This is a genomic window from Klebsiella sp. MISC125, from assembly GCF_051131775.1.
GTDB lineage: Bacteria > Pseudomonadota > Gammaproteobacteria > Enterobacterales > Enterobacteriaceae > Klebsiella.
In genome coordinates, this window is the sequence record NZ_CP180448.1 from 1,359,195 (window position 1) to 1,377,153 (window position 17,959).

A 17,959-nucleotide genomic window follows, 5' to 3' on the forward strand; every position below is an offset into this window, starting at 1 on the left:
AGTGACAGTAATAAAAGGCCAAAAATGAGCATGACAAGTAACAAACTCTGCTGGATGGGCGCCCTGATGCTGACAGCGGTAAGCAGTACCGCTCAGGCGGGCGTTTCACTGGATCGCACTCGCTTGATTATCACCGGTAAAGATAGCTCGGCAAGCGCGAATTTGACCAACACCAGCCCGGATATTCCGTTTCTGGCGCAGTCCTGGGTCGAGGACAGCAAAGGCAATAAAATCACCTCTCCGCTGGTGGTGCTGCCGCCTTTGCAGCGAATTAACGGCGGGCAAAAAGGCGTCGCGCGCGTGACCAAGACTGATGGCATCAATCAGCTGCCGCAGGATCGTGAAAGCCTGTTTTATTTAAGCGTGCGTGAAATTCCGCCTAAGCCGGATAAAGCGAATGTCCTGCAATTAGCGATGCAGTCGCGGATTAAATTATTTTTCCGCCCAACCGCCATTATCCCAAAAAGCAAAAGCGAGATTTGGCAGGATCAGGTCGTCTTTCAAAAAAGCGGCAATAAAATGAGCGCGCAAAACCCGACGCCTTATTACATCACCATTATTAGCCTGTCGCGGACGAAGGGTGAAAAAATAACGAAATTTCCGGGAATTATGATTGCACCGAAATCCAGTCTGGAGTTCAGCGTAACAGATGGCGGAATTAGTGATTTTTCCATGATGTACGTGAATGACTATGGCGGCCATCCGGAACTGAAATATCGCTGTGCGGGAAATACCTGTAAAGCTCTGCCGCCGTCGCAGCAAGGGTAATTGAGAGGAACCTGATGATGAAAACGCGTTTATCGCTATTCGCACTGTTTGTATTCGGTCTCAGCATGCCAGCGCTGGCCGACGCTGATATTCCGCTACAGCCGCAGCACTATAACCAGGATCATCAGGGGGAAGATGGCGGTAACGTGATATTTCAGGGCTCCGTTTACGCCTCGCCGTGCGTCCTTGCCCCGCAGAGCCGTCTGCAAATCATCGAACTGGGTGAAATTAGCGCCCGCCGTTTTCATCAGGCGGGCGATCGTAGCCAACCGGTACTGGTTCGCGTTGAACTGCGAGATTGCCTGAAAGGGGCGTCACAGGCGCGAGACAGCATTGCATCAAGGACTACGGGAAATAGCAAGCACCTCTATACCACTGGCGAGCAGGCGGTGCAGATGACGTTTATCGGCGAGTCGGACGAGAATAATCGTCAACTGTTACGCCTGACTGGCAGCACCTCCGGAGCCGGTATTCGTCTGCTGGATATCAAAGAGCGCGCGCTGGATATCAATCAAACCCAGCCGCCGTTTATTGTGAAAACCGGCGACAGCAGCCTGACGTTTATTGCGGTACTGGAGTCTACCGGCCGAAACGTGACCGCCGGTAATTTTAGCGGACTGCTGCGTTTAAAAATGGAGTATCTGTAATGGCTGCTATGGTTATCTGGCGTAAAACCCGCGTCGCTATTTTGCTATGCGGTGGCCTGCTGTCCTGGGAAACCGCAGCGGCAGTTGAAGGGGAAATTACGCCGGTTGGCGGACCTAAAATGTATAATATTGACGTCGCCAACCAGGATATTACCAACAACAGTATCGGGGCGACCATTCCTTATACTTTTGCATTAGGCGGCCAATACTCTGGTGTAGCCAGCTGTACTATCACCATGGAAAATCAGGCCATCTATTATTCTGCTACTGCCTCGTTACTTCAGCAGGGTAGTTCGGCAGGGTATTTAAAACTCAATGACTATATGGATGTGAAAATTGAAATTTACATTCGCGGTCAGCGCATGGCCTATCTTCCGGTCCCTTTTAATAATGAGTCAAACGAGGCTTTTCAGAACAAATGCGTACCACCAACCACTCAGTTTAATAACTTTGAGTCCGGCGCTCAGGGGAGGGTGACGTTCATGATCACCAAGCCGATTGTTAACGGCGTAAACCTGTTGGGTACCGAAATAGCTAAACTTTACGGTCGCCTGGGCAATTACAGCGCCGGGATGGGGACCACGCCAATGTCTATTGTCTCTATTAACTCTGGAGTTATTACCGTTCCGGACAAATGTATCGTCAACTCCGGCTCGCCGATCACTGTTGATTTTAACACTATCCCCAGCTCTGGATCACTGCTTAACGGCAACAACTACAGCCAGTCTGTGCCGATTCAGGTGAAGTGTGAAGGGGGAAGTTTTGCGACCGGTAACTTGAATATACGCCTGGGAATTCAGCAGGCTAATACCGCCAGTTTCAATAGCGATTATTTAGGTACCACCGGGGCCGTCGACCGCTCCAACCTTGGCATTATCTTGAAGGATTCCGGCGGCAATTTAGTGGCCGCGAATAAGTTTTATGACGTCCCGGGTTTTAATAATAACCAGGGAACCTGGAATCTGACCGCCGCACCGATTGCCAATGCCGGGACCAACGTACTTGAAGGGGATTTCCAGGCATCGGCCACCGTGGTCGCTGAGTTTCAGTAAGGGGACAGCATGCGTCAATTAATCGCATCAATGATACTCATATGTTCGCTACCGGCAGTCACCCCGGCGTATGCCATCGGGGAGCTGATCGGCGGCGATTTAAACTTCAAAGGAACCGTTGTTGCCCAGGGCTGCAGTATCGTCCCTTCGTCAAAAAACATCGCCGTGGATTTTGGCCAGATTTCAACCCGCTCGCTGTATGCCGAAGGGAAATCGCAGCCCAAAGCGTTTGTTATTGAGTTAAAGGATTGCAGTACCGATGTCTTTAATTCCGTCACTGTGACCTTTAGCGGGACGGAAAATGCCAATATGAGCGATCGCCTGGCGATTACGCCGGTAGCGCCCAATTCCGCCAGCGGGATTGGTATTGGCTTTGAAGAGAGTAACGGTACGGCTATTTCACTGAATACGCCGACGACCGCGGTTGCCATTTCCGATGTCACCATGCAGTTAAATTTTAAAGCTTTTGTGGAAGGGGAACCGGATGCCTTGAGTAACGAAACCTTGCAAACCGGTGCCTTTCAGGCCACGGCAAATTACACCCTAAACTACCAGTAGAACCGATCAAGGATGATTAAAAATGAGCCGCCATTTCTTTCTCTACGATAAAAATATTTTTTTCTCTGAAGGTGTGCGTTCCGCAGTTGCCGATCTTACTGCCCGCGAGCCGGACTGCTCTTTCTCAAAGATCGAACATTTTTCGCAGCTGATTAGCACGCTGCGTTCACCAAAAAAGAGAAATGAGCTGCATTGGATCCTCTGTGATGTCGACAGCTTACCGGATGAACGCTTTAATGCGTTGTATACCATTAAAGAACATTATTGCCGGGAAAATCAGCAACTGGTTATTTTGTTAGATAGCAATAATCTCGCTCTTTTTTTTGCACTGCATTCGCTTCTCCCGGAAGCCAGTTGGTTATTAAAGAATGAATCACTGAGCAACTTTTCTAGCTTTATCGAAGATTCTCAGGCATTAGTAGCAAAAAAAATATTCTTTAGCCGTTCGTTGATTAACTACACACGGCAAAAATGGTTGGCAAGAGATTTTAATAACAGCATCTCCAGTGATGACTGGTGGTTAATGGAAGAAATATTCAAAGGAAAGTCGCTTTCGCAAATTTCCTCTGAGCAACAAATTGATGTTCGTCGCTTAAGCCGCAGTAAACGAGGGCTGATGAAAAAATTAAATGCCAAAAATAACGTTGAGCTTTTTAATATTTTCAAGTGTATCGTCGCCACGCCTTGCATATAGCAGCGTGCAACGTATGACATCGACAAAATTACTGGCAGGTATCTAAGCCAGTAGGTAAGTGTAAGAAAATACATTTCAATATAAATAGTTAAGGAACTAACAAATGCAAAAATTAAGCATGATTGAAGCAGCGGGTATTATTGGCGGGACCTGTAAGGAAACTTGCACCAGCTCTTACGAAACTGTGGTTGTTGGCGGTGTTTCTTCTTGTAAAGAAGTAACCACCTGCACAGATAAGCATGGCAACTCAACCGTTAGCATGAAAGATGCTGCTGATGGTATGTGCGTAGTACCGAACCGCATTCGCCAGTAATTTCTGCAGTGGTATATGGAGGGGAAACCCTCCATATATTTTTACGCCTTTTTCGCGAGCCTGGTATCGAAATGAAAATAAAACCTATTACCGCTGTTGGCTACACGTTTCTGGTGGCGTTAATTTCGTCGCTGATAACTGTTCTGTGTTATCACATCTTTGTATTTAATACTTTTTCATTAGATAGCAGTAAGCCTTCGGCGCTACGGAAAATTGATGAGGCAATTGTTGCCAGTAGCCCAATAAAACATGAGAGCAGTATTATTGAAGTGCTGTCCTATGGCTGCCACTACTGCGCGTCGAATGAGGAAGATATCGAAAAATTTGCCGCCACCTTACCGGTAGATAGCACCTTCGAAGTTATCCATATCACCGCTGAAAGAAATGGTCTGGCGGTTTATGCACCGGTTTTTGCGACGCTTGAAGTGATGGGCCTTGAGCGTCAGACGCGCGACTCGGCATTTAACGCGGTAATGGTTCGCGGTATTAATTTAGCTGATGATGAAGCGCTGAATGCCTGGCTGAAAAAGAACGATATTGATGTGGCGAAATATCATCAGGTACGCCAAAGCAAAGCCGTTGCCGAACGGCTGGAATATATGGCGAAAATCACCGAGCTCTATGACATTAACGCGACGCCGTTGTTTATTGTTAATAAAAAATACGTCGTGGCGAAGGATCGTCAATTTCCTGAATTTGCCGACTATATGCGTCAGCTGTTAGCTCAGGACAAGGAGTAAGCGTGACGCGCTTTCTGATCGTCTGGGGCGTTTTTAGCGTAAGAAAATGGTCCGCGCAGCTTGCCTGGCGACACCGTCCTTTTACCGGCCATGGGCAAAAGGCGGTGCGGGCAGCGATGCGTTATACCCCTATGTCGCTGCTGTTGCTAACCGTTCGCGCGCTGTGCACGCTGCGGCTGTTGGGCAGACAATATCGCGGGCGTACCGCCGTGGCGACGCAGAACTATCGCTGCCTGACTGGTGGCGATGGACGAGTTGACGCCGCGTGGATCGCCATGCGCCGCCAGCTGCTGGAGATGGGCGCGACCTGGGGTCAGCACCCAGCAACGTTGCGCCAAATGCAGGTGTGCACGCAAGAGCTTGATGCGGTGGTTGCGCCACTGGTGGCGCAAAAGACGCCGGTGGTCCTCGCGCCGCTGCACTGCGTTTCCGATATTTTAGCCGCGATGGTCGGGGCCGGCGTGACGCCGGGCAAAGCCAGCGTGGTGGTCTCATCCAGCGCGGAAAGCTACACCGTAGCCAGTCGCGCAATGGGCGGCGTCGCGCTCTCCTACTGCTCCATCCACCAGGATAATACGTCGCTGGCCAGCGAGCTGATGGCGCTAATGACTAACGTCTCTGAAGGGCGGGAAAATATGATTATTTTCCCCGATATTCCAGCCGATTACACCGTTCAGACCCATGAAGCACAGTCCGGAAAAATAAGCTGTCGGCTATTTGGCCGTCCGGCAAAACTACACAACGGCGTACAGCGGTTTTCGCGCATCGTGTCGGCGCAGGTGGTTTTTTATCACCTCTATTATCAGCAAGGGATAAAAATAAAAATCTATTCCCCGCTGTCGCCAAAAGAGATCGCGGCAACGTTGCCGACGATTATTGAAAACACCCTGCGTGATTATCCGCAGGATTGGCTTTTGTGGCACAGCCATTCGCTCTATTTTATTAATCACTGATGCATCAATATGAAAAATATTATCCCTGATATGGTTTTTCAGGAAGAGACCAATGAGTGCGGCCTCTCCTGTATTGCGATGCTGGCGCAAACCCAGAATATTCAGTGCTCTCTTCCGGCATTGCGGGAGATTTTCCCGGCGTCCGATCATGGGACATCGTTGAGCGATTTATCCGTCATCCTGCAACAGGTTGGCATTGCCACTGCTCCAGTGCTCTTCGATCACGACGAGCTACATGGGCTGCCGTTCCCCTCCATTTTGCACTACGGTGCCAGTCACTATGTCCTGCTGGCGTGGCGCAAGGGGGACTACGTCTGCGTGATGAACCCGGCAATTGGTCAGCAGTGGTTGCCGTTCTCAGCGTTAAAAAAAGAGATCAGCGGCTATGCGCTGATCCTTGAAGAATCCCCCTCATCAGGAGTCATCCCCAACCCTGTTATCGCCGAAGCGCAGCAGGAGATGCCGCGGGCTATGAGCCTGAAGGAGACGGCGGCGGTTCCGGGCATTTACAAGCTGATGCTATTAACATTCCTGGTGGCGTTAACGCTGTTTTTAATGCCGACGATGGTCAGCCGCGCGATTAATCAGGCGTTCTCAGATGCGCAGAATACGGATTTTCCATATCTGTGGTTCATCCTCGCCTTTGTGGTCTCCACGCTGTTAGCGCTGGGCGTCCGGGTGATTAGCGAGCGTTTCATCCGCCGCTTTGTGTTGCTTAATAGCGATATTGGTTTTTCGCGATTACTGAATAATCCCCTGCGCTTTTTTGAAAAACGCGCGCCGGGGGATGTTTTCAGCCGCTTTATTGCCTGGCAGAGCGGCATGCTGCAAAAAATTGAGCTGGATAACGGCCTGCGCTCGGACTGGATTATTTGCGTTATCGCCATCGGCATCATGTTCTGGATCTCCCCGGTGCTGGCGCTGATTTCCGCCGTGGGCATTGTGGTGATGGGGTTAATTAGCGTCTGGGCGATATTTCGCGACCGCTGGTATACGCAGCAGCTTCAGCTCAAGAGCGCGGTGCTAAATGACTTTTTTATGGAGACCCTTCAGGGGGTATTAACCATTAAAACCGCCGGGCTGGAAACCCAGCGCAAAGCGCAGTTTGCCCGCCTGTCGCATGACCTTTTTACCTGCCTGCAACGGCAGAAAGTGTATCAGCAGGTGAAAGAAGGGCTGTATCAACTGACCGGCAGCCTCGAAATGGTGGTTTTTATGCTGGTAGTGCTGCCGCTGGTACATGCAAAACAGATCTCCCTGGGCGACTTCTTTGCCTACAGCTTTTTGCGGCAAATTTTTACCTCCTACGTCACGCGGATGTTCTATGCCGTTATCCGTAAATCGCAACTGCATGTCATTGATACCCGCGCGCAGGGATTGTTTACGAAGCATGAGCTTGCTTCTCCCCTGATTTCTCCGCTCAGCGGAACAGCGGTTCCGCGACTGGCGTTCGAGCGGGTGAGTTTTCATTACAACCCGCAAAGGCCAGTATTAAACGCGGTGGATCTCGTACTTGAGCCTGGCGATCAGATAGCCATTGTCGGCGATTCCGGAGCCGGAAAGAGCACCTTGCTGCGGCTGATGACCGGACTTTTTTCCGCGCAGGATGGGCGAATTTTGCTGAACAATGCTGAAGCGAGTGCTCAACAACTGACCTCGCAGGTGTGGTTGCAAAGTCAGGAAGACATCCTGTTTAACGCCTCGGTGCTGCAAAACATCACCCTGTTTGACCCGTGGTACAGCGACAGCGACCGTGGGCGAGTGGAAGCGCTGATCGATAAAATGGCGCTGGGGCCGGTGGTACAGGCGCTGCCTGGGGGAATGGAAGCGCTAATTCGCGAAAGCCACTCCGCGCTCTCTTTAGGCCAGCGCCAGCGGCTGATGCTGGCGAGGGCGCTCTACAGTACCCGGCCGATTTTACTGTTCGATGAGCCAACCGCCAATCTTGATGATGAAACCGCAGAGACGGTGATCGCCGCGCTGTGTCAGCACTGTCGTGAACAGGGCAAGACGCTGATTGTCGTGACCCACAGTGAGCTGATTGTGAACCACTTTGCGCGAGTATATCGCCTGAACGAAGGCGAGCTGCGCGATATCGGGCAGGGAGCGCCGGACTCATGATGCGAGGATTATTACGCCAGCGCAAAACGTGGTTGTTTGCGCTGATCGCGATCGTGGCCATCATCGTCGCCGTTTTTTATCAGCGCGCGCTGCCGGCACAGGCCGAATCGCTCTATACCGTCGCCCTGGAGCGTGGAGATATCGAAAAAGTGGTGCTGGCGAGCGGTATCATCAAACCAGCTGTCCAGGTGAGCGTTGGCGCTCAGGTCAGCGGGCAGTTGCGCAAGCTGTTTGTTCGTCAAGGGGAGCGGGTGCAAAAAGGGCAACTGCTGGCCGAAATCGACCCGACTTTACAGCTTTCAGACTTACGTAACGCCACCGCGCAGTTGGCCAGCGCCAGAGCGCAGAAGTTAGCCTCTGAAGCGACGCTGGTGCAGTACCGCAAAGCGCTGACCCGCGAGCAGGCCATGAATCGCGACGGCTCTGGTGTGAACAGCGACCTTGAACAGGCGCAGGCGCAATATGCCGCGCAGGTTCAGCAGATTGCAGTCAATGAGGCGCAGATTGTACAAGCGGAAATGAGCGTGCAAACTGCCAACGCCAACCTCGGCTATACGCGCATTCTCGCCCCTATGGACGGCGAAGTGCTGGGTATTGTCACCCGTGAAGGGCAAACCATCGTCTCCTCACAAATCGCGCCGACTATTCTGGTGCTTGCTGATCTCGATAAAATGCAGGTGCAAACGCGCATTTCCGAAGCCGATATCCAGAAAATCCATCCCGGACAGCCGCTGTGGTTTTACGTGATTGCCGACCCGCAGACGCGTTATGAGGGGGAGCTTGGCTATGTCCAGCCCGCGCCGCAGGAGGCGCTGGAAGAGCAAAACTCCGGGGCTTCCGCCAGCAATCAGCAAAGCACAGCCATTTACTACAACGGCACCTTTGAGGTGGATAACCGCCAGCGACTGCTGAAAACCTCGATGACCGCGCAGGTGTTTATCCGCATTGCGCAGGCCAAAGACGCGCTGCGGGTTCCAGTTGCTGCGCTGGGGCGTTCGCTGGGCAATGAACGCTATCGGGTGGTGGTGCAGAAGGCGAACGGCAGCGAGGAGCGCACCGTTCGTATCGGCATTAACGACCGCCAGTACGCACAGGTCCTTGAAGGCTTGCAGCCCGGCGAGCGGGTGGTGATCCCGCAAGATGCAGGGTCAATCTGATGGCGAAGCCGTTAATCCAGCTTAATAACGTCACCCGCTCTTTTATCGCCGGAACGCAGACGATACCGGTGCTGAAATCGGTGTCCCTGACCATTATGCCCGGCGAAATGGTGGCGATAATGGGCGCTTCCGGCTCGGGTAAATCGACGTTGATGAACATTATCGGCTGCCTGGACAAACCCAGCAGCGGCGAGGTTTATATCAACGGCATTGCTACCCATCTGGCCGATAGCGCGGCGCTTGCCGAACTGCGTAGCCGCTGGTTAGGGTTTATTTTTCAGCGCTATCACCTGATGCCTTATTTAACGGCGGAAGAGAACATCGCCATTCCCGCCTTATATACCGCGATGCCTGCAATTGAACGTCAGGCGCGAATCGCGCTGTTGGCGGGAAAGTTGGGCATTGATACGCGTTTAGGGCATAAACCCGCGCAGCTCTCCGGCGGGCAGCAGCAGCGGGTCAGCGTGTGCCGGGCGCTGATCAACGGCGCGCAGATTATTCTTGCTGATGAACCCACCGGGGCGCTGGATAGCGCCAGCGGCAGGGCGCTGATGGATGTTCTGCACCAGTTGAACGCTGATGGCCACACGGTGATTATCGTGACCCATGACCGCGAGGTGGCGCAGCAGGCGCAGCGGATCGTCGAGATCAGCGATGGGCAGATTGTTGCCGATCGCACGAATTGTGCTCAGGACAAACGTGATATTCAGCGGCTGCCGACGGTACAGGATAACGGTCGGGCTTCGCTGTCGCGCAGCGTAGGCGAGTCGGTACGAATGGCATGGCGTGCGCTGCTGGGCCATCGGATGCGCGCCTTTCTGTCGATGCTGGGGATTATCATCGGTATCTCATCGGTGGTTTCTTCGATGGCGGTAGGCGAAGGCGCCCGGCAGACCATCATGAACGAGATTGGTAAACTGGGTAATACCACGCTCGAAATTCGCCCCGGTACCGGTTGGGGTAGCAAGCGCCCGGATATGGAGCGCGCGCTGTCGCTGGAGGATATCACCAGCCTTAGCAAGCAGCCCTGGGTGCTGGGGGTGTCGCCGATTGTCTCCAGTATGACCACCGCAGTGCGCCAGGGCCTGGATTCCTCGATGATCCTCTCCGGCGTTTCCGCCGACTATTTCTCGTTGCAGGGGATTCGCTTTATTCAGGGCAACGGCTTTACCCTGCGCGACGTCAACGACCGGGAGCCGGTACTGGTGCTGGATGAAACCAGTAAAGAGACGTTGTTTCCCGGTAATGAAGATCCGCTGGATAAAATCGTGCAAATCGCCGGTGCACCGTGGCGGGTGATCGGCGTTGCCAGCAAGCCGGGGCCGAAAGTGGTCAGCGGGTTTATGTCGGCGTGGATCCCCTATACCTCGCTATTACAGCGGATTTCCGGCGATAAGCCGCTGGAGGCGCTAACGCTGCGCTTTCAGGAGACGCTGTCGCCGAGAGAGGCCGCGCAGCGTGCGGAAAGGCATCTTATTCGCGAGCACGGCAAAAAAGATTTCTTTGTCCAGACCGATGAACAGCTCGCCAAAGCGCTGCAAAAAACCTCCGATTCAATGTCGCTGCTGATCACCGCGATTGCCGCTATTTCACTACTGGTCGGCGGCGTTGGGGTGATGAATATCATGCTGGTTTCCGTTACCGAGCGAACCCATGAGATCGGTATCCGACTCTCGGTCGGCGCGCGTCCATCCGACATCATGCATCAGTTTTTGATTGAGGCGGTGATGATCTGCGCGCTCGGCGGGCTGACGGGGGTCATTGGCTCCTGGGCCGCCGGGAACCTGTTTGCTCTGCTGACGCAGGAGTTCTCGATGGTCTTTACGTGGCTCCCGGTGGCGATGGCCTGCGGCTTTTCCGCTCTGATTGGCCTGACGTTCGGCTATTTCCCGGCGCGGCGAGCGGCGCGACTCAACCCGACGGAGGCGCTGGCCCGCGAATGAAATTAGGTACTTTTATACCGCTGATCCTGCTGCTCACGGGCTGCGGTAACCTGACCCGCAGCGATTATCAGCGGCCGCTGTTGTCGGTGCCGGAAAACTGGCAGCGAACAGAAGGGCAGAATATCGCCCCTTCGCAGGTGGAAAGCGGCCGCTGGTGGGATCGCTTCGGCGACGAGCGTTTGTCGCGCGTGATAGGTCAGGTGCTGGAAAGCAATAACGATCTGGCCGCTGCCGCATTAACTCTCAAGCAGGCACGCATTTCTGCCGGGCTAACCCAGACCAATATCAGTCCCGACGCGACGCTCAACGGCTCCGGCAGCAATTCGAAGCCGTTAAACAGCGGGCGTTCGCAGGAGAGCTACAGCACCTCGTTGTCGCTGAGCTATGAACTGGATCTCTGGGGCAAGCTGGCGCGTATTCGCGAACAAAGTGAGTGGGAAGCGGTTGCCAGCGAGCAGGATTATCACGCGACGATCCTGTCGACGATTGATACCACCGCGCAGCTCTACTGGAACATCGCCCTGCTAAATCAGCAAATGGCTTATCAAGAGGTGAGTTTCGATATTGCCAGGCAGACGCTAGCGCAGATTGAGTCCTGGCAGCGGGCGGGGAAAGTTGGACTACTTGATGTTCTACAGGCCCGGCAGACGGTTATCAGCCGCCAGAATCAGCTGCTCGCCCTGAAGCAGCAGCGAGCGATTTCGCGCAACGCGCTGGCGCTGCTGCTCAACCGCCCACCGTCGCAGCATACCGATGAGGCCCATGTGCTGGATGTTCGCCAGCACGTCGCCATTGCCAACGCCACGCCGCTGGCCGCGCTCGCCAGCCGTCCGGATCTTCAGGCCGCGGAATCACGCCTGCGTGCGGCGCTGGCGGGCTCAGATGCTGCGCGGCTGAGCTTCTATCCCACGCTTTCGTTGCAGGGAACGCTTAGCGCCGGAAGCCAGATTTTTCACCAATGGTTTAACGATCCGCTCCGGACCGTCGGCGGCAGCGTGAGTGCGCCCTTTATCCAGTGGAATACGGTGCAGCTCACCGTGGAACAGGCCAGCGTAAAGGTGCAGCAGGAGGCGGTGAACTTCCGCCGCACGGCCTATACCGCGCTGTCGGAAGTGGACAACGCCATGGAGAAGCGGCTAAACGCCGACGAGCAGCGCGATCGCTTGCTGCAATCTCTGCAACTGGGCCAGCAGCGCCTGACGCTCACCGGAAGCCGCTATCGTGCAGGCGCGGTGGATTATCAGACCCTGCTGAACGCCCAGGATGCGCTGCTTGATGTGCAGAACAGTCTTGCGCAAAACCAGTACGACTATCTTTATGCCACTTTGCAGCTCTGGCTGGCGCAGGGTGGCAGTAACCCGCAACAGAGGACATCCCAAAATGAGTCACAGTAAACCCCCTTATCGCGTGGTAATTACCGGCTATGGCGCGGTGACTCCCCTTGGCGACAGCGCCGCCGAAAGCTGGCAGGCGATCATGGATTATCGACACGGCTACCGCTATGTCGATCTCTCGGCTAACGGTATCCACACCCATTTTATTGGCCAGGTGGAGAATGAACCCAGCCTTAAGGGCGTTCCTGCCGCTATCCGTCGGCGTCTGCCGCGCCATGCGCGCCTGGCGCTGGCCGCCGCGCGTGAAGCCATGGCGATGGCCTTTGCCGGCGAATCGCCTGCCGCGTTCTACGATCCGCTGATGTGCGGTGCGATTATTGGCACCGGCTGGGCGGGGCTGGATGAGAGTTACCTGGCGGTGCCGGAGTTTGAGAAAAAAGGCGTCTCTTCACCTTTTAGCTGCTTCTTTTCGATGCCGAACGTGACTACCGCAGCCTGTAGCCAGCTGTGGAATTTACGTGGATATCAAAATACCCCTGTTGCCGCCTGCGCTACTGGCACTATTGCTATCGGCGAGGCCTATGATGCGATTCGCTTTGGCCGCGCCAGTATGATGCTTGCCGGCGCCGGGGAGGCGTTAAATAGCGTCTGCGCTATCTGGAATATCGATGTGCTCGGGGCGCTGAGCCGGGAAACGGAATCGCCGGAGCGGGCCAGCTGCCCGTTCAGCCAGCAGCGCAGCGGGTTTGTGCTTTCGGAAGGGGGCGCGGTGCTGTGCCTGGAAGAGCGCGAGCATGCCATCGCACGTGGGGCGACGATCCTCGCGGAAGTCACCGGTTATGCCAATTTCTCCGACGCGGTGGACTTTACCTCCCCGGCGGAGGATTGCGTGGCCCGCGAGCAGACTATCCGCTGGGCGCTGCGCAGCGCGGAGCTCCAGCCCGCCGATCTCGACTATATCAATGCCCACGGCACCTCCACGCCGCTTAATGATATTAACGAAACGCAGTCGCTGAAAAAGGCGCTGGGTGACGAGGCGTATCGAATCCCGGTTTCCAGCACCAAAGCCTACTCCGGGCATCTGATCGCGGCGGCGGGAAGCTTCGAGACCATTGTCTGCCTGCAGGCGATGGCGGCCGGGATTATGCCCGCCACGGCGCATTTAACCCAACCCGACCCGCTGTGCGATCTCGACTATATCGCCGAAGGGCATCGTCAGGGAGAGATTCGCCGGGCGTTGAATCTGAGCTTTGGTTTTGGCGGCGCGAACGCCGCGCTGGTGCTGGAGAAACACGCGTGACGCGGCTGCGCTATACCCTTGCCGATGCTCATCAGTGGGCAGCATTTTCTGGCGATGACAACCCCATTCACTTCGATCTTTCGGCTGCGCGTGCGATGGGGGGGAGCCAGTTGAGCGTCCACGGGATGCGCGCGCTGCTGGATGTTAAACGTGATGTTCAGTCGCGGCTGGTGTATCCGTCATCCCGCGCTGAAGGTTATCTGAAATGTCAGGTACGCCTGCGCAGGCCGCTGTGGTGCGAAGCCGACTGGCTGTTAACGCCGGGACCGGCAAAAAACCGCGTGTTATCCGCCGCGTCGGTCATGCATCCACAGAGTGATGAAGTCTGCCTGTCATGCCAGATGAGCCTGGCGACTGAAGCTGAATCGCTAGTGGGGAAACAGCCCAGCGAACTTGATTCTAAGACGCTGCTTGCTTTGCAATCCTACTTCAACAGCGCCTGGCCCGACCTGGCGCAGTGGCAATTTCTTGATGCACTGCTCTTTCGTCAGCTGATTAGCGATAAAGCGCTGCTGAATCAGGAGAACATTGCGGCCCTGCTCGACCAGGGGGAAACCTCGTTACAGCAAATTTTTACCCGCTATCCGGTATTGCAAACTCATCAGGAGGTGATTTTCGATGCCCGATTTGCGGATAAAGGAGCACCGATCTGGCCTGAATCCCTGTCGCTCTGGCTGCTACCTTCGCTGGTGGTCGGACAGGTTGAACAGGGTGCGCTGGTGCGTATCGCGGCAGCGGCACAGCTCAATGACCAGATTATGACCAATGTGATTACGCTGAAAGTTGGCCCAATTAATAATTGATAATTAAGGATAATTTTATGATTCAGTATGATGAGGTTCTGCAAAAAGTCTGTGAAATGATCTGTGATGCCAAAGACCTGGAGCCCGATGAGGTCGATGAGAATACGCCCCTTGTGCAGCTGAAATTAGATAGCCTCGACTACGTCGAGCTGATGGTACTGGCAAAACGTGAATTCAACATCACGCTGGAGGCGGACTGGTTTATTCACAATCCGGGGATCACTCTCGGCGAGCTGTGCCAGCACATCAGCAAAGAGTCAGGTAACTGATATGGCGCAGAAATGGATACTGGTTACCGGCGGTAGTCGCGGCATCGGTCGGGCGCTGGTGATGGGCCTGGCGCAAAGCTGGAATGTGGTGTTTACCGGTCGCAACGAAGCGGCGATCAACGACATCCAGGCGCAGGCGAGCGGAGACGATTCATCCCATTGGGTGCGAGGTTACGCCTGCGATGGCAACGACGAAGCGCGGGTTGAACAGCTTGCGCAGTCGCTGCTGGCTGAGTGGGGGGCACCGGAGGCGATTATCCACAATGCCGGGATGGCCCGTGATGGCCTGCATATTCATCAGAATGCGGCAATCTGGCGCGAGGTGCTGGAGACCAACGTTATCGCAATGATGAACTGGAACCGGGTTCTGCTGCCGGCGATGCTGATGCAACGATGTGGTTCTATCGTGATGATGTCTTCAGTCAGTGCGCTCAAGGGCAACGTCGGTCAGACGGCCTATGCTGCCAGCAAAGCGGCGATGGGCGGTATGGCGCGTTCACTGGCGCTGGAGGTCGGGCGTTTTGGTATCCGGGTGAACTGCCTGGCGCCGGGCTTGATTCGTACTGAAATGCTTGAAGAGATCCCGGCACAAAAATTAAAAGAGATGCGCCAGTCGATACCGCTGCGCAGATTGGGTGAAACGGATGATGTGCTTCAGGCGGTGGCGTTTTTAATCGGTGAGGGGAGTCAATATATCACCGGGCAGACCCTGGTGCTGGACGGCGGACTGAGTGCCTGAATATGATCGGGCCGGACGATCGGCTGGCCTGATCTTAAGTGCGGGGCGTGAGTTGTTCGATACGCGTCACTAGCTCTTTTATCTCTGTTGCGGTCGCGCGATAAATTTGAATAATCTGCGAAGAGTTTTGTGCGACCAGAGATACAACCAACTGATGTATTTCATCCCCCTGGTTATGTTTAATTAAGCGAGCCAGCGATTTCTCTTCTGCCCGTGAGTTGGTTAGCGCATGGACCACCTGACGACTGACTGCGATAAGTGCCGCATACGGATTGGGGCTATCTTGCAGGATACCCCACTCAGCAATATCATCAATTTCTTCAATTGGATCGCGTGAATGCAGCGCTTTATCTGGTGAAGCCGAACCCTCATGCGGCGGGCTATGATCAAGACACGCAATATTATGCAATAACCCACCAATCTCAACTTTTAGGCTTTGCATCGCGCTCATGTCCATTTTTGTCGCCAGATAACCGGCAATATGTCCGACAGCAGAGGAGTGCCATGGTGTCTGCTGGCTGAACTGATCGATAATAAACGAGAGCAATTCGGCAATATCACGTAGGTTGTGTAAAGAAATAGTATCGTTATGAATTCTTGGGATTTCTTGAATGTAATCCCGATAGTCAGAGGAGGCCATCACCGACCAAAAGTGTTCATTGCTGGAGAGGGTTCTGAAGGCCTGAATGTACTCTTCTTTATAGAGAATATTTGCCCCGGCAGTCACGATTTCGAGGAGTTTCTTGCCTAAGAAGGGCACATGACTGGTGCGGTGCTGGCAATAAAGGACATCCAGTCGATCGGCAAAGAATAGCAGATGGCTTTCTTCGGGGACCAGCTCCCCTTCGATGTAATGCCCCAGGCCTTTTCGCCAATGGGTGTGGTGATAGCGAACAATCCTGTTCAATGGGCGAAATAGAGGAATTCTGCTGAGTAATTCGCTGCCAATAAGTGCGTGGTTGTTATGTTCATCATCAATGTAACTAAGCGGTTCAAGACGCGATTTTTCATTCAATCCGCCGATATCATGGATGAGGGCCGCAAGAACGGTTTTACGACGCTGAGCCGAAGAGAAATGAACTAAATTAGCCAGGTGCGATACGATAAAAGCAGTTCTGACATGATGCAGATTCAGCTTAGGATTAATCATATCAATGGTATTTGCGATGCTGGCTAATGTAGGAAGTAAATGTATCTTCATGATATCGTTATAATATGCAATTTATGAGACAAATCTCGGTCGATTATTATTTGCGCTCGCAGCCATATTGCGGGAACGTTTGGTTGCCGAATAAAATAGTATCATCATTGACTCGATTTATATAGATGATTCTATCATTAGTTTGGCCGCCAAAGAGAGTCTGTTGTGCAATGTTTTCCGGTGTATTATCGGCGCTGTGACGAATTATCCTGGCATCAGCAATATGAAAAAGAGAGCTGCTGGCAGAATGTTTTTTTAATGTGTAGGTGATGCTGCGTGAGATGATATATTTATCCCCATCACTGGTGAGTAATCCTTCAACGCTGATTAAAAACCGACCGTTTGAATATTCTACAGATAGCAAGCCTTGTGAGCGTAGAATACTCTCATTGGTGTTCTCCGTCAGATCGTATTGTGACTCACAGGAAAAAGGCGGATGACTGTTGAGGCGAATATAAAAAATTAATAATGCTATCAGTGCTGGTATACAGATCGAAAATATTAAGACATATTTACGCATTTTTTATTTCCTTATAGTAGTAACTATGGCATTTTTGGTACTTAAGATCGCATTCCAGTATGAATATATCCATATAAATGCCTAAGTCCTGTTCTTCGCTCATCTGCCGATTGAAAAAGTATATTTTCTTTGGCGTAGAACAATCGAGCCCGGAGGGGAGCAGTTTTTGATTCCTGAGTATTTCTGTTGCAGGTATGCTGCCTGTGCCGTAAATGGTACATTTATCTTGAGTGAGGAGAATGCCAGGTGATTGTTTTTTATGGATAAAAAAGTAAGAGAGGAGCATGAGGCCGGCAGCAATCAGGATAAATAAAATGATCGCTTTGCGATGTTGCCCAATCGTCATAGGCTTAGGGGTTTCAGGGGAAAGAGTCGGGAGAGAGAAAGATGTGTGATAATCACTATCGGTGGTAATAATAATTTCATTAGAAATCTTAAAGCCGATTCGCGGCACCGTAATAATCACATTTTTCTCAATGCCAAGGTCAGACAAGCTACGACGCAGTGTGGATATATATTGATTCAGATTACTATTAGAAGGTCTGGCACCATATTTTTCAAATACCGTCTGAAAAATATCAACACGCGAGATAATATCTCCCCGATATTGCAGCAGACAGCTAAGAAGGCGAGTGGATGTGGCTGATAGTTCAATACAATCGCCAGTCAACAAGTTGACCAGAGAGGCCTCCTCAGTGTCAAAAGTAATAAATCCCTCTATATCGAACCGCATTTTTATCTCCACACGGAATTAAAAATTCACTCTTTATATCAGGAGTTTTATCATAAAAAAAAGTGAATTTCAGATAAATGTACTGTTTAAATTGAAATTTAAAGCTAATGTTGC

Annotated in this window: 19 protein-coding genes; 16 read left to right on the plus strand and 3 right to left on the minus strand. The window is 52.9% G+C overall.

Features of this window, described 5'->3' with window-relative positions:
- Positions 1-24: 24 nt before the first annotated feature.
- From ACMYSL_RS06460 to ACMYSL_RS06535, 16 genes are all read left to right on the plus strand, one after another.
- Complete coding sequence (locus ACMYSL_RS06460) at positions 25-768, plus strand: fimbrial biogenesis chaperone (protein ID WP_112213840.1); 744 nt, start codon at positions 25-27, stop codon at positions 766-768.
- A gap of 17 nt (positions 769-785) precedes the next feature.
- A complete protein-coding gene (locus ACMYSL_RS06465) occupies positions 786-1,415 on the plus strand; it encodes a fimbrial protein (RefSeq protein WP_112213839.1) in 630 nt (209 codons plus the stop codon).
- On the plus strand, positions 1,415-2,467 hold the full coding sequence (locus ACMYSL_RS06470) for a fimbrial protein (protein ID WP_434661846.1): 1,053 nt from the start codon (positions 1,415-1,417) through the stop codon (positions 2,465-2,467). The genes ACMYSL_RS06465 and ACMYSL_RS06470 overlap by 1 nt, the downstream gene beginning before the upstream one ends.
- 9 nt (positions 2,468-2,476) lie before the next feature.
- Complete coding sequence (locus ACMYSL_RS06475) at positions 2,477-3,025, plus strand: fimbrial protein (protein WP_434661848.1); 549 nt, start codon at positions 2,477-2,479, stop codon at positions 3,023-3,025.
- A gap of 22 nt (positions 3,026-3,047) precedes the next feature.
- Positions 3,048-3,719: a DNA-binding response regulator gene (locus ACMYSL_RS06480; protein WP_110275821.1), complete on the plus strand. Its 672-nt coding sequence runs from the start codon at positions 3,048-3,050 to the stop codon at positions 3,717-3,719.
- Between the two features lie 103 nt (positions 3,720-3,822).
- A complete protein-coding gene (locus ACMYSL_RS06485) occupies positions 3,823-4,032 on the plus strand; it encodes a DUF4762 family protein (protein WP_110275820.1) in 210 nt (69 codons plus the stop codon).
- A 71-nt stretch (positions 4,033-4,103) separates the two neighbouring features.
- The gene (locus ACMYSL_RS06490; protein ID WP_434661851.1) at positions 4,104-4,772 is read left to right on the plus strand and encodes a DsbA family protein; all 669 of its coding nucleotides are present in this window, start codon (positions 4,104-4,106) and stop codon (positions 4,770-4,772) included.
- Between the two features lie 2 nt (positions 4,773-4,774).
- On the plus strand, positions 4,775-5,725 hold the full coding sequence (locus ACMYSL_RS06495; RefSeq protein WP_434661853.1) for an ABC transporter: 951 nt from the start codon (positions 4,775-4,777) through the stop codon (positions 5,723-5,725).
- Between the two features lie 9 nt (positions 5,726-5,734).
- Positions 5,735-7,846, plus strand: a complete 2,112-nt coding sequence (locus ACMYSL_RS06500) for a peptidase domain-containing ABC transporter (protein ID WP_434661855.1) — start codon at positions 5,735-5,737, stop codon at positions 7,844-7,846.
- Positions 7,843-9,003 (plus strand): efflux RND transporter periplasmic adaptor subunit, encoded by a 1,161-nt coding sequence (locus tag ACMYSL_RS06505; RefSeq protein WP_434661856.1) that lies wholly within the window; start codon positions 7,843-7,845, stop codon positions 9,001-9,003. Before ACMYSL_RS06500 ends, ACMYSL_RS06505 begins: the two co-directional genes overlap by 4 nt.
- Entirely contained in the window at positions 9,003-10,946 is a 1,944-nt protein-coding gene (locus tag ACMYSL_RS06510) for an ABC transporter permease (RefSeq protein WP_434661858.1), read from the plus strand. The genes ACMYSL_RS06505 and ACMYSL_RS06510 overlap by 1 nt, the downstream gene beginning before the upstream one ends.
- A complete protein-coding gene (locus ACMYSL_RS06515; RefSeq protein WP_434661860.1) occupies positions 10,943-12,340 on the plus strand; it encodes a TolC family protein in 1,398 nt (465 codons plus the stop codon). Before ACMYSL_RS06510 ends, ACMYSL_RS06515 begins: the two co-directional genes overlap by 4 nt.
- Positions 12,327-13,580, plus strand: a complete 1,254-nt coding sequence (locus ACMYSL_RS06520; protein ID WP_182234468.1) for a beta-ketoacyl-[acyl-carrier-protein] synthase family protein — start codon at positions 12,327-12,329, stop codon at positions 13,578-13,580. Before ACMYSL_RS06515 ends, ACMYSL_RS06520 begins: the two co-directional genes overlap by 14 nt.
- A complete protein-coding gene (locus tag ACMYSL_RS06525; protein ID WP_434661862.1) occupies positions 13,577-14,383 on the plus strand; it encodes an acyl dehydratase in 807 nt (268 codons plus the stop codon). Before ACMYSL_RS06520 ends, ACMYSL_RS06525 begins: the two co-directional genes overlap by 4 nt.
- Before the next feature lie 17 nt (positions 14,384-14,400).
- A complete protein-coding gene (locus ACMYSL_RS06530) occupies positions 14,401-14,652 on the plus strand; it encodes an acyl carrier protein (protein ID WP_182234464.1) in 252 nt (83 codons plus the stop codon).
- A 1-nt stretch (position 14,653) separates the two neighbouring features.
- The gene (locus ACMYSL_RS06535) at positions 14,654-15,391 is read left to right on the plus strand and encodes an SDR family NAD(P)-dependent oxidoreductase (RefSeq protein WP_434661865.1); all 738 of its coding nucleotides are present in this window, start codon (positions 14,654-14,656) and stop codon (positions 15,389-15,391) included.
- A 34-nt stretch (positions 15,392-15,425) separates the two neighbouring features.
- On the opposite strand, the gene ACMYSL_RS06540 is transcribed toward ACMYSL_RS06535, so the two are convergent.
- Genes ACMYSL_RS06540 through ACMYSL_RS06550 form a run of 3 tightly spaced genes read right to left on the minus strand, consistent with a single transcriptional unit; the run spans position 15,426 to position 17,845 of the window.
- On the minus strand, positions 15,426-16,592 hold the full coding sequence (locus ACMYSL_RS06540) for an HD domain-containing protein (protein ID WP_182234460.1): 1,167 nt from the start codon (positions 16,590-16,592) through the stop codon (positions 15,426-15,428).
- A gap of 46 nt (positions 16,593-16,638) precedes the next feature.
- Complete coding sequence (locus tag ACMYSL_RS06545; protein ID WP_434661867.1) at positions 16,639-17,112, minus strand: hypothetical protein; 474 nt, start codon at positions 17,110-17,112, stop codon at positions 16,639-16,641.
- Positions 17,105-17,845, minus strand: coding sequence for a winged helix-turn-helix domain-containing protein (locus ACMYSL_RS06550; RefSeq protein ID WP_434661869.1), 741 nt, complete (start codon positions 17,843-17,845; stop codon positions 17,105-17,107). The genes ACMYSL_RS06545 and ACMYSL_RS06550 overlap by 8 nt, the downstream gene beginning before the upstream one ends.
- Between the last annotated feature and the right edge of the window lie 114 nt (positions 17,846-17,959).